Source organism: Bradyrhizobium sp. MI1.10 (assembly GCF_055811035.1).
In genome coordinates this window covers 13147-30252 of record NZ_JBVVPN010000009.1, presented here as the reverse complement: position 1 = coordinate 30252, position 17106 = coordinate 13147, and the positions used below count along the sequence as shown (strand labels likewise).

Here is a 17106-nt window from a genome sequence, read left to right as displayed (position 1 = left end):
TTTTTCATGTTGAAAGGCAAAGTAGCGATCGTCACCGGATCGACCAGCGGCATTGGCCTCGGGATCGCAAGAGAGCTGGCCAGCCTCGGCGCCGATATCGTCCTGAACGGCTTTGGCGAACCGGGAGCGATCGAGAACATCAGGGCCGGCATCGAACGCGAGGACGGCGTGCGCGTCGCGTATGACGGCACCGACATGTCGGATGGCGACGCCGTGCGCGGAATGATCGAGGCGACCATCGAAAAATTCGGACGGCTCGACATCCTCGTCAATAATGCCGGCATCCAGTTCACCGCACCAGTCGAGGAGTTTCCGCCCGCCAAGTGGAAGACCATTCTCGACATCAATCTGTCGGCGGCATTTCACGGCATCGCTGCGGCCGTGCCCCAGATGAAAAAGCAGCGATGGGGCCGCATCGTCAACATCGCCTCCACGCATGGCCTCGTCGCATCCACCCACAAGGCAGCCTATGTCGCGGCCAAGCATGGCCTCGTCGGCCTTACCAAGGTGGTAGGCCTTGAAACCGCCGGCAGTGGCGTCACTTGCAACGCGGTCTGTCCCGGCTGGGTGCGCACGCCGCTCGTGGAGAAACAGATTAGCGACATCGCGGCGGAGAAAGGCATCAGCCAGAAGCAAGCAGCCGAAGAGCTTCTCGCCGAAAAACAGCCGTCGCTGGACTTCGCCTCCCCGAAGCAGATCGGTGGCACCGTCGCCTTCTTGTGCTCGGCCGCGGCCGACCAGATCACCGGGACGACGATCTCCGTCGATGGCGGCTGGACCGCGCGATGAACGCGTGACGAGCCTCTAATCCACCAAGCGATGACGGCCGCGCTCTCCCTGGCGGCGCGGCCTGCTCAACCATGACCAGCCAGAGTCAACACCAACCGAGCGCCCAACCCTTCAAAACAGGAGACCAACATGAATCTGCACAACACCTCATATCCCGTGTCATCGGGACCCGAAGAGCTCGTTCCGTCGCGCTACGCGCTGAAGATCGGCGAGATCGACGTGCTGGTGGTCAGCGACGGCGTGCTGCCGTTGCCGACCAAGATGCTCGCGCACAACGCTGACCCGGCGGTGCGGGCGACCTGGCTGCACGACATGTTCCTGCCGCAGGACGCTTTCGACTGGGCGCTGAACGCCGTCATGGTCCGCAGCGGCGGCAAGACCATCCTCATCGACGCCGGACTGGGCTCGGACCCGAACCTGAACTTGCCGCGCGCCGGACAGTTGATCAGGCGACTGGCGGCCGCCGGCATCGATCTTTCGGCGGTGACCGATCTGGTGTTGACCCATCTGCACATGGACCACATTGGCGGCCTGCTGGTCGACGGCGTGAAGGAGCAGCTGCGCAAGGACCTGCGTATCCATGTCGCGGCCGCCGAGGTCAAATTCTGGGAAAAGCCTGATTTCTCCCGCACTGCCATGCCGGAAGGGTTTCCGGACGCGCTTCGATCGACCGCCAAGCAGTTCCTGAAGGAGTACGGCCCTCAGCTGCGGCTGTTCGATGACGAGCACGAGATTGCGCCCGGCGTCATCGCCCGTCGCACCGGCGGTCACACCCCCGGACACAGCGTGGTTCGCATGGCGTCCGGCGATGACGCGCTGACATTCGCCGGCGATGCCGTGTTTGCCGTCGGGTTCGAGCAACCCGACTGGTTTAACGGCTTCGAGCACGACCCCGAGGAGGCCGCGCGCGTTCGCATCCGTCTGTTGCGACAGCTTGCCGAGACCGGCGAAATGCTGGTGGCGACGCACCTGCCGTTCCCGTCCGTGGGTCGGGTTGCAGCCGACGGCGAGGCCTTCCGTTGGGTGCCGGTGTTCTGGGACTACTGACCGCTTGCCGGGTTAGAGCTGAAGCAGGGCGCGGACTCGATAAGTCCGCGCCCTTGAAAATAGGATCAAACATCGATCCTCGCGGTTGCCCTGCTGAGACGGCTGGAACCCGATCAGCGGGCGCCAGCCGGCATTGCGTCACGTGCAGCGCAGGCGGCTCCTCGTCTGCGCTCTTGCGCGCGCGAGATCGAGCGAGGAGATATGGCGATCGCGGCATTCAGGATGATCACTCTCGTAGCGGTTGCTGCCATGATCGGCCCATCCGTGCAGGCCCGCGACGACGGTCGCTACGCGAACTCTCCCCTCAAGGGCTGGTTCGAGAGCCTGCACAGCAAAGGCGGAGGTCCCTGCTGTGCCGACGCCGACAGCACGGCGCTGGACGATGTCGACTGGGACACGAGCAACGGACATTATCGCGTGAGACTCCTGGGCGACTGGATCGAGGTGCCCGACGACACCGTGATCACCGAGCCGAACCGCGCCGGCCGCACCATGGTCTGGCCGTATTACGTCAACGGCCGCGCCAAGATCCGCTGCTTCATGCCCGGCAGCATGATTTGAGATTTTGAATTCTAATGTCCCGGGCGCGGCGCAGCATGCAACGATGCGCCTTGAACCGGACGCGCGGGCTCACTTGATTTGCTTGGCCGCGTGGATCTCGACGAACTCGGCGTCGGGATGGGCGACGATGGTGGCGAACATGATGCCACTGATGATGAGCGACCAGGCGGTGTCCCAATAAATCCAAAACACGTGCCAGCCTCCGTTTCGATCTGCTCCGCCCGCGGGATCAGGGTAACGGCAAGGCGAGGCTGCCGTTCCCAGTCCGCGAGCGGCGCGGGCGAGGTGCTATTTTGGTTTGGTCGGCGCGGCGTTGGTATCGGTTTGGCCGGTGTGGCGCTTTGCCACGACGTCCTCATCGTGCTCGGCCTGACGCGGGCGCGGCGGCGACTTGGGCTGGCCGGCCTGACCGCCATGCTTGCCGCCCATGTCGGGCTTACCTTCGAGATCGTTTTCACGGGACATGCCGGTTCAATGCGCTCGCGCGGCATTGGTTCGGTTCGCCTGTGAACGAGTTCATAGGATCGCCGCGATTTGCAGCGCACGATCGCCAGGCCCACCCCCGGGAGCATTCTCATTCATATGACTGACGGATTCGGCCTGATGCGGAAACGACTTGTCGCCTGGACGATCCTGACCTGCGCGCTGCTCGCGGTCACCGTGTGGACCGTGCTCGGGCCGCCCCACACCCCGCCCGGGCCCCATCTGCCCTCCCGCACAGCGGCGATACGGTAAGCCTCCCACCGATACCATTTCGGCATCAATCGATCCCAATTGGAATTTGGTGCGGCGGGGCGGCTGCCGCTATCCTCCCGGCAAAACGACAAATGCCGCACCGGCATCCAGGAGGGACCCCATGCTGAGACCGACCCGACGCATCAGATCCGGCGTACCCCGCGCCGCGATCGCCACCACGCTTGCTTTCCTCACTCTCATTTCTGGAGTCCGCGCCGGCATGGCCGAGACCTTCGCCTATGTCGGCAATGCCGACAGTAACGACATCAGCGTGTTCAAAATGGCCGAGAGCGGCGAGATGACGCCCGTGCAGAAGGCCGCCTTCACCGGCGTCGAAAAGCCCGGCTCCTCGACGCCGCTCGCGATCACGCCCGATCATCGCGTGCTGATCGCCGGTGTCCGCTCGCAGCCGTTCGTTGCGGTGAGCTTTGCGATCGATCCCAAGACGGGCCAGCTCAGCCATATCGGCAACGGCCCGCTCGCCGACAGCATGGCCAATATCGCCATCGACCGCGGCGGCAAATTCCTGTTCAGCGCCTCCTATGGCGGCAACAAGGTCGCACTGAATCCGCTGCTCGCCAACCGCGTCGCGGGCGAGCCGAAGCAGGTGATCCCGACCGGACTGAACGCGCACGCCTTCCTGCCCTCGCCCGACAACCGCTTCGCGTTCGCGACCAATCTCGGCTCCGACCAGATTCTTGCCTTCGCGTTCGACGCCACGACCGGCACGCTCACGCCGAGCGATCCGCCGGCTCACAAGGTGCCAGAGAAATCGGGGCCGCGGCATTTCGTGTTCCACCCCAACGGCAAGTTCGTCTATCTCCTCCACGAGCTGAACGGCGACGTCGCGGCGTTCGCCTATGAGGCCAAGGGCGGCGCATGGGACGAGATCCAGCGCACCAGCGCGCTGCCGGAAGGATTTACCGGAAAGCCCTGGGCCGCCGACATCCACATCACCCCCGACGGCCGTTTCCTGTACGCCTCCGAGCGTACCACCAGCACGCTCACCGCCTACAAGGTCGATGCAACCACCGGCAAGCTGACCACCATCGGCAGCGTGCCGACCGAGAAGCAGCCGCGCGGCTTTCACATCGATCCCAGCGGGCGCTACCTCGCCGCAGTCGGCGAGCTCTCCGACAGCATGACGGTCTATGCCATCGACCAGAGCAGCGGCGCGCTCGCCAAGCTGAAGTCCTATGCCACCGGCAAGAAGCCGAACTGGGTGGAGTTCTTGAGCCTGCCGTGAGATTGCTCCGCTGCGGGATGAGTTCGGCCTGCATGGTGCGAGACGCCCGCTTTGGCGGGCTCCTCACCATGAGGGTCTGACATCCCGCCGCGAAGCATGACCTCATCCTGAGGGCCCGCCGCAGGCGGGCGTCTCGAAGGATGGCCGCAGGGACAGTGGAAGACAGCGAACCTTGGCGCCGGTCCCGAAGACTAAATCACGGGCGGCATCGCGCCGCCCGTGCTGCTGCGGCATTCTCATTCGGCCGGCCCTGATGTGCCCTTGGCTCGCAGCGATCGCTTCTGCTAACGATAAGGCCGTCAAGGCCCCAACCGGAATGACCCATGCGTTCATTGCCTGCGCGTTCTGTTTCCAGACATCTCGTTGCGCTCACCGGACTGCTGTTGCTGTCGGCCCAGCCCGCTGCCGCCGCCGATGACGACGCGCCCAAGGGGCCGGCGGTCACGGTGCTGAAGGTCGCAAAATCCTGTTTCTCCGACATCGTCGAGGGCACCGGCACCATCCTCGCGCGCGAGGCAAGCTCGGTGCGGCCGGAGCGGCCCGGCCTGAAGGTGACGGAGGTGCTGGCGGAAGCCGGCGACACCATCACCGCAGGCCAGGTGCTGGCGCGGCTGGCGCTGCCCGAGGGCGGCACACTTCAGGTCACCGCCCCCGTGGCAGGCGTGATCGCGACGTCGACCGCGCAGATCGGCAACCTCGCCTCCGCCAAGGGCGAGGCGCTGTTCACGATCGTGGCGCGCAGCGAGTACGATCTCGTCGCCCTCGTCGCGACCAGCGATATGCGCAAGCTCGCGGTCAACCAGGTGGCGACCGTGCGCATCGCCGGCGCGGGCGATATCGACGGCAAGGTGCGCCGCATCGGCCCGACGGTCGAGCCGAACATCCAGCAAGGCATGGTCTATATCGGCATTTCCTCGCAGAAGCGGCTGTTGCTGAATGCGAGCGGCCGCGCGCTGATCAAGTCGGGCCAGAGCTGCAACGTCGCGGTGCCGCTGACATCGGTGCAGTATTCCTCCGCCGGCACCGTCGTGCAGGTGATCCGCCGCAACCGCGTCGAGACCAAGCGCGTCGAGGTCGGACTGATGTCGGGCGGCAATATCGAGATCCGCGACGGCCTCAACGAAGGCGATATCGTCGTGGCCCGCGCCGGCGCGCTGCTGCGCGAAGGCGATCCGGTGCGCACGGTGATGGCTGCGGAAGCGGCGAAGTAATCGCCACAATCGTCATTGCGAGAAGCAAAGCGACGAAGCAATCCAGAATCTTTCCGCGGGAAGATTCTGGATTGCTTCGCTCCGCTCGCAATGACGATGGAGAGGCAGATGTGCGTTAAACACGCACATCGTAGGGTGTGCAAAGCGAAGCGTGCCCACGTCTTCTATAGAGCGCGTCTTCTATCGAAATGTTGGAGAGATGGTGGGCACGGCGCGTTGCGCCTTTGCCCACCCTACAAGACCTAAGAAAAACTAGCCGCCGGCTTCGCCGAAATGGACGTCCTCAAGCAGCGAGGAGGAGACGGACGGGACCTGGTCGCCTTCGCTGGCGCGGGAGATGGCGAGGCGGGTCTTGTTGAAGACGCTCTCGGCGCTGCCCTGCGCATTGAGGTTGTTGAGGAACTCGCTGACAAGCACGCTGTGCTCGCCCTTGCCGTCGTCGACGACCTTGCCGGGCGAAGCCGAGGAGAGGATCAGCGCATTGTCCGTCGCGCTGATCGGCGCGAGGCCGTGGCTGTAGGAGCGGAAGCGGCGCTCATAGGGATTGCGGCGGGAGGCGTCGACCACGACGAGCTTGGCCTTGGCGCCCTGCTCCTTCATCATGTCGAGCACGCCTTCGATGGAGACGCCCTGACGACGGACATCGTTTTCCTTCCAGATCACGGCATCGACCGGCAGCATGTAGCTCTCGCGGCCGGCCTGCACGCCGTAGCCGCCGAAGAACAGCATGACGACGGTGTCGCGCTTGATCCGGGACTTCAGGCGATTGACGGCGCGGACCATGTCGTCCTTGGTCGCGTCTTCCACCATGTCGACGTCAAACCCGTTCTTGCGCAGCGACGAAGACAGCGCGCGGGCGTCGTTGATCGACTGCGTCAGCGGCGCATTGGCGTCGGGGTAGTGCCCATTGCCGATGACGAGGGCGAGACGCGAGGCCTGGCCGATCGAGCCGGTGACCTGGTCGGTCGAGACGGCCTTGGCGGCATCGAGCGCCCGCATGTTCAGGGCAGCATGGGCGCCGATCACGAGCGAGACCGTGCCGATGAGGGCTGCGGCCAGCGCGATCGTGCGTCGGGAAATGTCGAGCTGCGTTACATTCATCTCGCGTCATTCCTGTCACTGCCAAAGACCAGCCAAGCACGCGCACACTGTTTGAGTAGCGCGATAGCGTCTTTGGGTTTGAGGGATTGGCCGGGGGTGTGCCCCCGAATTGCGCGCAATTTGCGGCGCCGCACCAAACAAAGCCTTAACCGGATATCGCCTCCCCCGCAATAGATCGCCGAAAATTTGAGCTAAGTCACTGGAAGTACGCGCTAATTTGCACCGCCAAAAGTGTGATTTTTTTGCGTCCCCGTAGCCTTCCGGAGCCTGATTATGCAGGCTTCGTGCCGGCTTTTTCTGTGACTGTCATCACATTTGTATTTCCTGCGAATCCGGGTAGCTTTTTCAACGACTTGCAGGGGGTGGCACGCGGCTGGGAGCGTGCCGGCCGGCGCCCTCGGCCAAATTCCCGCGACCAGGTATTTCATGAGCTTTCAATATTTTGCCGGCGCCACCTGCCGGGCGCTGACGGCGCGGAAGGACGGCCCCTCGCTTTACGACGTCTGCGATCCCGTATTGTCCGTTGCGGCCAGCGGCGATCCGCATCTGGCCAAGTTCTACAAGACCGCCCTCGGCAATCCCGCATTGCGGGTGCTGCTCCGCCGGGCCGGTCTGCCCGAACTGCGCGATGAAGGCAAACTGGCCCGGCTGCGCCACGCGCTGGTGCGCGCCCGCGACGAGGCCGAGCCCGATTGGGCGGCGGTCGGCCAGCCCGTTGCCGACCTCGTCGACAGCATCGCGCTGGATCATCCCAAGCCGCCGCCGGCCATGTTCACCGGCGCCATGCCGCAACAATCGCAGATCGACGGCGTGATCCGCGACTGCGCGCAGCATCTGCTGGGCTCGTACCGCAAGAATGGCTTTCTGCCGACCTACGCTGCGTTCAACCTGATCGGCGACCCCGATTTCCGCGGCCGCGAGCTGACCATCGCGCTCTCGGGTCTCAACGCGCGCGGCTACAAGAACTCCTCGCTGCTGTTCAACCTCGCCCGTGTCTTCATCGCGCGATCGCCGGCGCGCGCTGTCGTCAATCCGCCCTGGCGAGGGGTTGCCGAACCGATGTGGGAGCCGGTGCAGATCCGCCACCGCTCGGCCTATTACGACGCGTTCTTCATCGAGGCGCTGCTCGGCTATGTCGAGAGCGGTCTCGCCTCGCCTACCGAGATGACGGCGGCGAAGCGCGCGGTTGCCGACATGGTCGATTTCTGCGTCAACATCAGCCGCGAAGAGGTCGAGGGCATCGACGGGGCGCGGTTCAACGTCATCACCGCGCTCGCGCCGGCGCCGCATCCGCGCTTCTCACGCTATTTCGCCCAGATCAAGCAGGACCTCGGTTTCGGCGTCTACGTGCCGGATTGCGACACCACGGCGTGCTCGATCTCCGCGGCGACGCAGGCCGGCTGCACCGATCCGATCCTCGACCAGCCGCTGCTGGATTTCTATGCCGGCTATCAGGTGCGCGCCGGCGTCAACGAGCCGCGCGTGACCGTGCCGATCAACGACAATATCGACTATGAGGGCGGGGTTGCGACCTGGATCGACAACCTCAAGGGCGAGCGGCCCTATGGCAATGATCTCGATCCGACGCTCAATCTCGACATTCTCGAGGTCAGCTTCCGCAACCTCGTGCGCTGGCAAGTATTGGAGACGCCGGCGCGGCTTGCCACCGTCCATCGCATCCTCGGCTTCCAGAAGCGGCTGGCGGCGAGCGGCGCCTTCGCCAATCCGCGCTCGCACATCTATTATCTGCCGGAGCTCTACAGCGCCTATTTCGGCCGCTGTTATGCCGCCTTCCTGGCGCTGCCGCTGGCGGCGCAGGCGATCATCGATCCCGACGGCGATTTCGATTTCATCCGCCACCGCGTGCTGTCTTACGTCAAGGGCGAGCTGATGGCCGCCGAGATGAACGTGTTCGACGCAGCGCTCGCGCTGATCGCGCTCGGCCATCTCGGTGCGGACCCGCGCGCCTTTGCGCCGGCGCTGAACGTGATCGTCGCGAGCCTCGGCGAAGGCGGCCGCCGCGGCCCGTTCCGTGCCTATGAATGGAACAAGATGAAGACGCCGACGCGGATTTTGGTCGGCGGTCCGGAGGTGACGTCGGCGTTCGTGCTGATGGCGCTGGCGGTGGCCAAGCGGGCGATGACGCGGGGATAGGTTTCGTAGGGTGGATTAGCGAAGCGTAACCCACCACTTCTGCCGCCGTGGAGACGAAAGAGGTGGGTTACGCCTTCGGCTAACCCACCCTACAAAACTTCGCTCGATGACGGGAAGTTGAAAGCCCAAGTGCCAGGCATATGCTGGCCGCGCGGACAAAAGCCGACCACAATTGCGAGGTCTATCGCAATTTTCATCACACGCGGACCGGCATGTTGCGAAAATTCCTGATTGCGCTGTCATTGCTCGCCTTGTCCTTGCCCGGCCTGGCGTCGCCGGCTGAGGCCGCCGACCTCACCGGCACCGCAAAGGTTCGCGCCGGCGACGCAGTGATGATCGGCAACACACGGATCAGGCTCGGCGGCATCGACGCGCCCGCGGTCGACCAGCTCTGCCTCAACAACAAGGGCGAGCGCTGGACCTGCGGCATCGCGGCCCGCGACGAGCTCGCCAAATATGTCGACGGCAAGAATTGGGTCTGCCATGCGAGGTCGATCGACCGGCGCGGCCGCACCGTGGCGCGTTGCGATGTCGGCGGCGAGGATATCCAGAAATGGCTGGTGCGCGCAGGCTGGGCGCTGGCCTACACCCGCATGTCGCACGACTATGAGGCGGACGAGAAGGCCGCGCGGGAGGCCAAGGCCGGCATGTGGCAGGGCGCCTTCATCGCGCCCTGGGACTGGCGCGTGCGCAACAAGAAGACCACCATCCTCGGCGCCACCAAGCCGCCCGACGGCGCGCATGCGATCCTGCTCGCTTCGGCCTCGGGGCCCGTCGCGCCCTCGCCGGACTGCACCATCAAGGGCAACGTCAACACCGCCGGCGAGTGCATCTATCACCGGCCGACCAGCCGCTGGTATGCGCAGATCAAGATGAAGATCAGCAAGGGCACGCGCTGGTTCTGCTCGGTGGAGGAAGCCGAAGATGCGGGCTGCCGCGAGACTAAGAGATAACCCACGTCAGACCTGCGTTTTCCGGCCTTTTCTTGCACCGCAGCGCCGCGTAAAAGTGTGAATCAGCGACCCACCATCCTGTTCTCAGGCAACAAGGACCAACAGCAATGACCGTTCGCGCGGGCCGGGAATTTCTGGCCATCCCCGGGCCCACCAATATGCCCGACGAGGTGCTGCGGGCGATGCATCGTCCGGCGATCGACATCTACTCCAAGCAGATGACCGATCTGACCGAGAGCCTGCTCAGCGACATCTCGAAACTGTTTGCCACCGAGGGCAAGTCCTACATCTACATCGCCAACGGTCACGGCGCCTGGGAAGCAGCATTGAGCAACGTGCTGTCGCGCGGCGACAAGGTGCTGGTGCTCGAAAGCGGGCGGTTCGCGATCGGCTGGGGCCATGCCGCGGCGCTGATGGGTGCCGAGGTGGAGGTGCTCAAGGGTGACTGGCGCCGCGCGGTGCGGCCGCACGAAGTCGAGGAGCGCCTGCGCCGCGACAAGGAGCACACCATCAAGGCCGTCGTCGTCGTCCAGGTCGACACCGCCTCAGGCGTGCAGAACGACATCGAGGCGATCGGCAAGGCGATCAAGGCGAGCGGTCATCCGGCGCTGTACATGGTCGACACTGTCGCCTCACTCGGCTGCATGCCGTTCGAGATGGACAAATGGGGCATCGACGTTGCGATGTCGGGCTCGCAGAAGGGCCTGATGACGCCGCCCGGCCTCGGCTTCGTCACGGCCAATGCGCGTGCGCTCGAGGTCCACAAGAAGGCCAATATGGCGACACCCTATTGGAGCTGGAGCGAGCGCGAAGGCAGCGAGCATTATCGCAAATATGCCGGCACCGCGCCGGTGCATCTGCTGTTCGCGCTGCGCCAGGCGATCGACCTCTTGCACGAGGAAGGGCTGGAGAACGCCTTCCGCCGCCACAGCCTGCTCGGCGAAGCCGCGCGCCGCGCGGTCGGCGCATGGTCGGAAGGCCAGGTGCTCGGCTTCAACATCGCGGAAGCCAGCGAACGCTCCAACACCGTGACCACAGTGACCATGAGCAACGGCCATGATCCCGCAATCCTGCAACGCTATTGCAAGGAGAAGTGCGGCGTCGTGCTCGGCACCGGCATCGGCGATCTCTCGGGACAAGCCTTCCGCATCGCCCATATGGGCCACGTCAACGCCCCGATGCTGCTCGGCACGTTGGGGGTGATCGAGGTCGGGCTGAACGCGCTGAAGATCCCGCACGGCAAGGGCGGGCTCGAAGCGGCGGTTGCGTATCTCGGCGAAGAGGTGGCGGCGTAAGCGTCTTTTTTCCTTCTCCCCTTGGGGGAGCAATCTTGTAGCCCGGGTGAGCGGAGCGACACCCGGGATTCTTGCGTGAGTCCCCGCATGTCGCTTCGCTCATGCGGGCTACGGCAGCGGCGGGATCCGATACGCCTCGACCTGCGCCTTCAGTTCCTCCAGCGAGGCAAGCGGCGCCTTCGGATCCACCCGATATTCCCCACGCGCCAGCCACGACAGCACCTTCGCATCGACGATCGGCGAATGGTGGATGACGTCGCCGTAATTGTCGAGGTTATGCGTCACGTCCTTGATCGCCCGGAAATCGTACAGGCGCACATTGGGAAGCTGCGTCAGGCGCTGCGCGATGACGGCGGTGAGGTCGGTAACGATCTTCAGCGTCGCAGGCGAAGCGTCGCGCATCGCGACGAATTGCAGGATCGAATAGGGCGGGAAGTAGATGTCGAAGGTCACGTCCGGATGGCGCGCGATCAGGCCGACGGCGTCATGCTCGAAATGCCGCACCATGGCGTCGTAGCGATAGCCTTCGCCGAGAAAGTGGCTGCGCACGGGATCGGTGATATAGGCGAAGGCCGCGAGCGTCCTTTTCGCATTATAGGCGCGCGCGACGTCGATATCGCGCGGCAGCGCATAGATATCGTCGACGTCTTCAAGCGCAAACTTGACGGGCAGAAAAGGCGCCGCCCGGGTCAGCGGCTCCCGCAGCGGCGGAACCGACCGCAGCAATGCGAACAGGGATTCCTTCGCCATCGCCGCGCTGAACAGGTAGGACGCGATGCCTTTTGCCGTCCCGCGATAGAGATCGGCGGAGAGATAAGGATCGGTCTCGATGTCGGCCGCATCAACAAAGATGAAATCGTCCATCGCCCAGATCACGCGTTTTGCGCCGCGGTCGATGGCCTGCTCGAGCACAAAACCCTGCTGGCGCGAATTGGACCCGGTCATCGCCAGCTTGAGCGAGTGCACGCCGAGCGCATGGTCGATGTCGCTCTGGCGGAAATGGATCGCGAGCGAGGTGCCCATGAAGGCGGCGTCGAACAACTGGCTGCGGATCAGCCCGGCATTCTGCACGCGCGTGTCATCTGAATAGAACGGCGCGACGAGGCGCGAGGGGCGAAACAGCTGCAAGGGATCGATGACATAGGTGAGCGCAGCCGCGCCCAGCACGCACGCGATGCTCGCGAGGAGAAGACGCCCTGGATGTGTGAACGCGCCTTGCATCAGAACCGGAAATAGATGAATTCGCTGTGGCTCTGGATACCCAAAATCCCGAACGCAAGCACCAGCGACGCACCATAGAGGACCAGCGGCCGCATCCGTCCGGCCATCAGGCCGTCGCCGAGCCTGCGATTGGCGTGGTCGTACCCCATGATTCCTTGCGTGTTCGGCGCCAGCCACACCAGCGCGGCATAAATTGCGACCATCACCGACGCCGCAATCTCCTCGCGGCCGAACACGATATTCGCCGGATCGGCCATCGCATTCAGAATCCGCATGGCCCAATCGACCCGCTCGGCCCGGAAGAAGACCCAGGCGACAACGACGGCGAGAAAGGTCAGCACGGCCCCGGCGACGCGAGCTGGGCGCGCGAGCAATTTCGGAACATTCGGCACCAGCGCGTTGAAGGCGTGATTGATACAGAGATAGGCGCCGTGCAGCGCGCCCCAAATGACAAACGTCCAGGCCGCGCCATGCCAGAGCCCGCCGAGCAGCATCGTGAGCATCAAATTGACGTAGCGCAGCACGCGGCCGCGACGGTTGCCCCCGAGCGGAATGTAGAGATAGTCGCGCAGGAAGTGCGACAGCGTCATGTGCCAGCGTCGCCAGAACTCGACGATGCTGGTGGCCTTGTAGGGCGAGTTGAAATTGACCGGCAGGAAGATGCCGAACATCAGCGATATCCCGATCGCCATGTCCGAATAGCCCGAGAAGTCGAAATAGAGCTGGAAGGTGTAGGCGAGCGAGCCAAGCCAGGCCTGATCAAAACTCGGCGCGCGCGCATCGAAGGCGAGCGCGACCAGCGGCTGGATTCCGTCGGCGAGGCACGTCTTCTTGAACAGGCCGATCGCGAAGATGATGAGGCCGCACAGGATCAGATGCGCATGCGGATGCTTGGTTTCCTCCCGCTCGAATTGCGGGATCATGTCCTTGTGGTGAAGGATCGGTCCGGCGATCAGATGCGGGAAGTATGTCACGAACAGCGCGTAGTGCGGCAGCGCGTAGGCCGCGACCTGCCCGCGCCAGGCATCGACCAGGAACGCGATCTGGGTAAAGGTGTAGAAGGAGATGCCGACCGGCAGCAGGATATGGACCGCGAAGTGCGTGCCGGCCAGCGCATTGATGTTCTCGGTGACAAAGCCGGCGTATTTAAAGATGCCAAGCACCAGGAGGTCGCCGGCGACGCCGAGGGCAAGGGCCGCCTTGCGTTGCGACGAAGTGAGCTTCGCCACGATGAGAAGATGGCCTATGCCATAGTTGAAGGCGATCGATATCAGCAACAGGGCCACGAACTGCCAATTGCCGATGGCATAAAAAGTGAGCGAGGCCGCCGCCAACCAGATCACCGGGGCCAGATTGCTGCGCCGCCCCAGCCAGAAATAGCCAGCCAGCGCGGCCGGCAGGAACAGCAGGATGAACGGGTAGGAATTGAACAGCATCAGGCTGGACCGGCGGCGGGGATTAGGAAGCCTAAAGCATAGAAGGGACCGATCAACAACCCGGCGACTTGACGCTATTCTGGCGCAGTCCTTGGCGCAGTGGCGCTGGCAATTCGTGGAATCGGGACGATATAAGGCAGGACGCATCTTCTCCCTCTCCCCGCCTGCGGGGAGAGGGTTGGGGTGAGGGGGAGTCTCCACGAGGACGGTGACAGCGAGACTCGCGGAGAGCCCCCCTCACTCGGATTGCATCTTCGATGCAATCCGACCTCTCCCCGCAAGCGGGGCGAGGTGAAGAAGAAGCCGCGCGCGAACGTGACATGATGAGGATCGAGTGACACAAGCCAAACCACCTTCCCAGCCCCCCGTCGCCCCGCGCCGGCCGCATTCCTTCACGCGGCATGGGATCACCGTGACCGACGACTATGCCTGGCTGAAGGACGAGAAATGGCAGGAGGTGCTGCGCGACCCCGCGGTGCTCGATCCCGACATCCGCAAATATCTGGACGAAGAGAATGTCTACACCGAGAGCCTGCTCGGCCACACCTCATCGCTTCAAAAGACGCTGGTGCGCGAGATGCGGGGGCGGATCAAGGAGGACGATTCCAGCGTGCCGTCGCCGGATGGTCCCTTCGCCTATTTCCGCAAATTCCGCGAAGGCGGCCAGCACGAGCTGTTCGGCCGCATGCCACGCGATGGCGGCGAGGGCCACATCGTGCTCGACGGCGATGCGCTCGCCAAGGACCACACATATTTCAAATTCGGCGGCAGCCGGCACTCGAACGACCACAGGCGGCAGGCCTGGAGCGCCGACACCAAAGGCTCGGAATATTTCTCCATCCGCGTGCGCGACTGGGCGACCGGAAAGGACCTCGACGACGTCGTCGAGGAGACCGACGGCGGCGTGGTCTGGAGCAAGGACGCAACGTCGTTCTTCTACGTGAAGCTCGACGACAATCACCGCCCGATGCAGGTGTGGCGGCACAAGCTCGGCACTGGGCAGGCAGACGACACGCTGGTTTACGAAGAGCAGGATTCCGGCTGGTTCACCCATCTGCACGAGAGCACCAGCGGGCGCTTCTGCGTCATCGCGGGCGGCGACCACGAGACCTCCGAGCAGCGGCTGATCGACCTCGACCATCCCGACGCACCGCCGCGCCTGGTCGCGGCACGCGAGGAAGGCGTGCAATATTCGCTGGCCGACCGTGGCGACGAACTGTTCATCCTCACCAACGCCGACGACGCCATCGATTTCAAGATCGTCATCGCACCGCTCGCCTCACCCGAGCGCAAGAACTGGCGTGATCTGATCCCGTATCGCCCGGGCATCTACATCATCGATCTCGATCTCTATGCCGGCCACATGGTGCGGCTGGAGCGCGCCAATGCGTTGCCGTCGATCGTGATCCGCGACCTCGCGACCAAGGAAGAGCACGCCATCGCGTTCGACGAGGCGGCCTATTCGCTGGATACGATGGGCTCCTACGAATTCGAGACAACGAATTTGCGTTTCGCCTATTCGTCGATGACGACGCCGTCGGAAGTCTATGACTACGACATGGTCAAGCGGACGCGTACCCTGCGCAAGCGCCAGGAGATTCCGTCCGGCCACAATGCGAGCGACTACGTTACGACGCGCATCATGGCGAAGGCGCATGACGGCGCCGAGGTGCCGGTCTCGATCCTCCATCGCCGCGGGCTCACGCTCGATGGCGCGGCGCCGCTTCTGCTCTACGGCTACGGCTCCTACGGCATGGCCATGCCGGCTTCGTTCAGCGCCAACCGCCTGTCGCTGGTCGATCGCGGCTTCGTCTACGCCATCGCCCATATCCGCGGCGGCGCCGACAAGGGCTGGGGCTGGTATCTCGACGGCAAGCGCGAGAAGAAGACCAATTCGTTCGACGATTTCTCGGCCAGCGCCCGCGCACTGATTGATGCGAAGTACACCAGCGCAAAGCGCATCGTCGGCCACGGCGGTTCGGCCGGTGGCATGCTGATGGGCGCGGTGGCGAACCGCGCCGGCGAGTTGTTCGCCGGCATCGTCGCCGAAGTGCCGTTCGTCGACGTGCTCAACACCATGCTTGACGACACGCTGCCGCTGACGCCGCCGGAATGGCCGGAATGGGGCAACCCGATCGAGAGCGAAAAGGATTTCCGCACCATCCTGTCGTATTCGCCCTACGACAATGTCGCGGCGAAAGATTATCCCGCGATCCTGGCAATGGGCGGATTGACCGATCCGCGCGTCACGTACTGGGAGCCCGCCAAATGGATCGCGCGCCTGCGCGCGACGATGAGCGGTGGCGGCCCGGTGTTGCTGCGCACCAACATGGGCGCCGGCCACGGCGGCGCCTCGGGACGCTTCAACCGGCTCGATGAAGTCGCGATCGTCTATGCGTTCGCGCTGTGGGCGGCTGGGATGGCGGAGGCCGGGGTGTAGGCGTTCATATGCCTCCCCATCGTCGTCCTGGCGAAAGCCAGGACCCATACCGCGTGATCTATCCGAAGAAGGTCGGTGTCAGTACCGCGCGAAAACACGACAAGTCCGAGTCTTCGCCAAATTACTCCCTGGGGTAATGGGTCCTGGCTTTCGCCAGGACGACGACGGAGATTGTGGGACGAGTTGTCGGCCTTTACCTTCCGTTCGCCTTCCGCCATGCGGCGAAGTCGGTCAGCGTCTGCGGGTCCGTCGCCGGATAGAGACCGAAAATGCCGCGGCCCTTGTTGACTTCTTCGGTGACGAAGTCCTCGAACGCGGTCATCTCGAAGGTCTCGTTGGCGATCTCGTCAGCAAGATGCGCGGGAATCACGATCACGCCGTCGCTGTCGCCAAGAATGACGTCGCCGGGAAACACCGGCGCGTCACCGCAGCCGATCGGAACATTAATCTCGATGGCGTGATGCAGCGTCAGATTGGTCGGTGCGCTCGGGCGGTGGTGGTAGGCGGGGATCCCCAGTTTGGCGATCTCGGCTGAGTCGCGAAAACCGCCATCGGTGACGACACCGGCGACACCGCGCTTCATCAGGCGCGTGACCAGGATCGCACCGGCCGAAGCGGCGCGCGCGTCCTTGCGGCTGTCCATCACCAGCACGCTGCCTGGCGGGCAATCCTCGACCGCCTTGCGCTGCGGATGGGAGCGGTCCTTGAAAACGTCGATGGTGTTGAGATCCTCGCGCGCCGGCATATAGCGCAGCGTGAAGGCTTCACCGACCATGGTCGGCTGGTTGGCGCCGAGCGGGTGCACATCCTGGATCATCTGGATGCGCAGGCCGCGCTTGAACAGCGCTGTGGCGACGGTGGCGGTGGAGACGGATTTGAGCTTGTTGCGGGTGGCTTCGGTAAGTTTCGTCATTTTC

16 protein-coding genes are annotated in these 17106 nt (G+C 64.0%); 10 read left to right on the top strand and 6 right to left on the bottom strand.

Annotated elements, in window-relative coordinates:
• Positions 1 to 6: 6 nt before the first annotated feature.
• The 3 genes from AC0L3K_RS11650 to AC0L3K_RS11640 all read left to right on the top strand — a co-directional run bounded on the left by AC0L3K_RS11650 (position 7) and on the right by AC0L3K_RS11640 (position 2397).
• Positions 7 to 789 (top strand): 3-hydroxybutyrate dehydrogenase, encoded by a 783-nt coding sequence (locus tag AC0L3K_RS11650; RefSeq protein WP_219683374.1) that lies wholly within the window; start codon positions 7 to 9, stop codon positions 787 to 789.
• A gap of 129 nt (positions 790 to 918) precedes the next feature.
• Positions 919 to 1836 (top strand): MBL fold metallo-hydrolase, encoded by a 918-nt coding sequence (locus tag AC0L3K_RS11645; protein ID WP_354200633.1) that lies wholly within the window; start codon positions 919 to 921, stop codon positions 1834 to 1836.
• A gap of 201 nt (positions 1837 to 2037) precedes the next feature.
• Complete coding sequence (locus tag AC0L3K_RS11640; protein WP_007599010.1) at positions 2038 to 2397, top strand: hypothetical protein; 360 nt, start codon at positions 2038 to 2040, stop codon at positions 2395 to 2397.
• Positions 2398 to 2466: 69 nt separating this feature from the next.
• Here the strand turns inward: AC0L3K_RS11640 and AC0L3K_RS11635 are convergent, their stop codons facing one another.
• Together AC0L3K_RS11635 and AC0L3K_RS11630 are read right to left on the bottom strand one after the other, a co-directional pair.
• Positions 2467 to 2589: a hypothetical protein gene (locus AC0L3K_RS11635; RefSeq protein WP_007599008.1), complete on the bottom strand. Its 123-nt coding sequence runs from the start codon at positions 2587 to 2589 to the stop codon at positions 2467 to 2469.
• 96 nt (positions 2590 to 2685) lie between these two features.
• The gene (locus tag AC0L3K_RS11630) at positions 2686 to 2862 is read right to left on the bottom strand and encodes a hypothetical protein (RefSeq protein WP_354200634.1); all 177 of its coding nucleotides are present in this window, start codon (positions 2860 to 2862) and stop codon (positions 2686 to 2688) included.
• Positions 2863 to 3000: 138 nt separating this feature from the next.
• On the opposite strand from AC0L3K_RS11630, the gene AC0L3K_RS11625 reads away from it, so the two are divergent.
• The 3 genes from AC0L3K_RS11625 to AC0L3K_RS11615 all read left to right on the top strand — a co-directional run bounded on the left by AC0L3K_RS11625 (position 3001) and on the right by AC0L3K_RS11615 (position 5589).
• Positions 3001 to 3132 (top strand): hypothetical protein, encoded by a 132-nt coding sequence (locus AC0L3K_RS11625; protein WP_354127119.1) that lies wholly within the window; start codon positions 3001 to 3003, stop codon positions 3130 to 3132.
• Between the two features lie 121 nt (positions 3133 to 3253).
• Complete coding sequence (locus AC0L3K_RS11620) at positions 3254 to 4378, top strand: lactonase family protein (RefSeq protein ID WP_219683376.1); 1125 nt, start codon at positions 3254 to 3256, stop codon at positions 4376 to 4378.
• A gap of 323 nt (positions 4379 to 4701) precedes the next feature.
• Positions 4702 to 5589 carry an efflux RND transporter periplasmic adaptor subunit gene (locus AC0L3K_RS11615; protein ID WP_354200635.1) on the top strand — a complete coding sequence of 296 codons (888 nt, stop codon included), beginning with the start codon at positions 4702 to 4704 and terminating at the stop codon, positions 5587 to 5589.
• A gap of 252 nt (positions 5590 to 5841) precedes the next feature.
• Here the strand turns inward: AC0L3K_RS11615 and AC0L3K_RS11610 are convergent, their stop codons facing one another.
• Positions 5842 to 6690: a caspase family protein gene (locus AC0L3K_RS11610; RefSeq protein WP_007598997.1), complete on the bottom strand. Its 849-nt coding sequence runs from the start codon at positions 6688 to 6690 to the stop codon at positions 5842 to 5844.
• A 426-nt stretch (positions 6691 to 7116) separates the two neighbouring features.
• On the opposite strand from AC0L3K_RS11610, the gene AC0L3K_RS11605 reads away from it, so the two are divergent.
• From AC0L3K_RS11605 to AC0L3K_RS11595, 3 genes are all read left to right on the top strand, one after another.
• Entirely contained in the window at positions 7117 to 8844 is a 1728-nt protein-coding gene (locus AC0L3K_RS11605; protein ID WP_219683379.1) for a hypothetical protein, read from the top strand.
• Between the two features lie 212 nt (positions 8845 to 9056).
• The gene (locus AC0L3K_RS11600; RefSeq protein ID WP_354200655.1) at positions 9057 to 9797 is read left to right on the top strand and encodes a thermonuclease family protein; all 741 of its coding nucleotides are present in this window, start codon (positions 9057 to 9059) and stop codon (positions 9795 to 9797) included.
• 107 nt (positions 9798 to 9904) lie between these two features.
• Positions 9905 to 11092, top strand: a complete 1188-nt coding sequence (locus AC0L3K_RS11595; RefSeq protein ID WP_354200636.1) for a pyridoxal-phosphate-dependent aminotransferase family protein — start codon at positions 9905 to 9907, stop codon at positions 11090 to 11092.
• Between the two features lie 108 nt (positions 11093 to 11200).
• Here the strand turns inward: AC0L3K_RS11595 and AC0L3K_RS11590 are convergent, their stop codons facing one another.
• Complete coding sequence (locus tag AC0L3K_RS11590; protein WP_354200637.1) at positions 11201 to 12313, bottom strand: hypothetical protein; 1113 nt, start codon at positions 12311 to 12313, stop codon at positions 11201 to 11203.
• The gene (locus tag AC0L3K_RS11585) at positions 12313 to 13749 is read right to left on the bottom strand and encodes an MBOAT family O-acyltransferase (RefSeq protein ID WP_219683382.1); all 1437 of its coding nucleotides are present in this window, start codon (positions 13747 to 13749) and stop codon (positions 12313 to 12315) included. Before AC0L3K_RS11585 ends, AC0L3K_RS11590 begins: the two co-directional genes overlap by 1 nt.
• 334 nt (positions 13750 to 14083) lie before the next feature.
• On the opposite strand from AC0L3K_RS11585, the gene AC0L3K_RS11580 reads away from it, so the two are divergent.
• Positions 14084 to 16189, top strand: a complete 2106-nt coding sequence (locus AC0L3K_RS11580; RefSeq protein WP_473366022.1) for a S9 family peptidase — start codon at positions 14084 to 14086, stop codon at positions 16187 to 16189.
• Positions 16190 to 16382: 193 nt separating this feature from the next.
• Here AC0L3K_RS11580 and AC0L3K_RS11575 read toward each other — a convergent pair whose 3' ends face one another.
• Positions 16383 to 17102, bottom strand: coding sequence for a ribonuclease activity regulator RraA (locus AC0L3K_RS11575; RefSeq protein WP_219683384.1), 720 nt, complete (start codon positions 17100 to 17102; stop codon positions 16383 to 16385).
• Positions 17103 to 17106 lie beyond the last annotated feature (4 nt).

Coding starts and splice junctions, on each gene's coding strand:
- AC0L3K_RS11585 (WP_219683382.1), bottom strand. CDS start 13,749: ATGCTGTTCAATTCCTACCCGTTCATCCTGCTGTTCCTGCCGGCCGCG.
- AC0L3K_RS11650 (WP_219683374.1), top strand. CDS start 7: ATGTTGAAAGGCAAAGTAGCGATCGTCACCGGATCGACCAGCGGCATT.
- AC0L3K_RS11640 (WP_007599010.1), top strand. CDS start 2,038: ATGGCGATCGCGGCATTCAGGATGATCACTCTCGTAGCGGTTGCTGCC.
- AC0L3K_RS11620 (WP_219683376.1), top strand. CDS start 3,254: ATGCTGAGACCGACCCGACGCATCAGATCCGGCGTACCCCGCGCCGCG.
- AC0L3K_RS11595 (WP_354200636.1), top strand. CDS start 9,905: ATGACCGTTCGCGCGGGCCGGGAATTTCTGGCCATCCCCGGGCCCACC.
- AC0L3K_RS11575 (WP_219683384.1), bottom strand. CDS start 17,102: ATGACGAAACTTACCGAAGCCACCCGCAACAAGCTCAAATCCGTCTCC.
- AC0L3K_RS11610 (WP_007598997.1), bottom strand. CDS start 6,690: ATGAATGTAACGCAGCTCGACATTTCCCGACGCACGATCGCGCTGGCC.
- AC0L3K_RS11625 (WP_354127119.1), top strand. CDS start 3,001: ATGCGGAAACGACTTGTCGCCTGGACGATCCTGACCTGCGCGCTGCTC.
- AC0L3K_RS11600 (WP_354200655.1), top strand. CDS start 9,057: ATGTTGCGAAAATTCCTGATTGCGCTGTCATTGCTCGCCTTGTCCTTG.
- AC0L3K_RS11630 (WP_354200634.1), bottom strand. CDS start 2,862: ATGTCCCGTGAAAACGATCTCGAAGGTAAGCCCGACATGGGCGGCAAG.
- AC0L3K_RS11615 (WP_354200635.1), top strand. CDS start 4,702: ATGCGTTCATTGCCTGCGCGTTCTGTTTCCAGACATCTCGTTGCGCTC.
- AC0L3K_RS11645 (WP_354200633.1), top strand. CDS start 919: ATGAATCTGCACAACACCTCATATCCCGTGTCATCGGGACCCGAAGAG.
- AC0L3K_RS11605 (WP_219683379.1), top strand. CDS start 7,117: ATGAGCTTTCAATATTTTGCCGGCGCCACCTGCCGGGCGCTGACGGCG.
- AC0L3K_RS11590 (WP_354200637.1), bottom strand. CDS start 12,313: ATGCAAGGCGCGTTCACACATCCAGGGCGTCTTCTCCTCGCGAGCATC.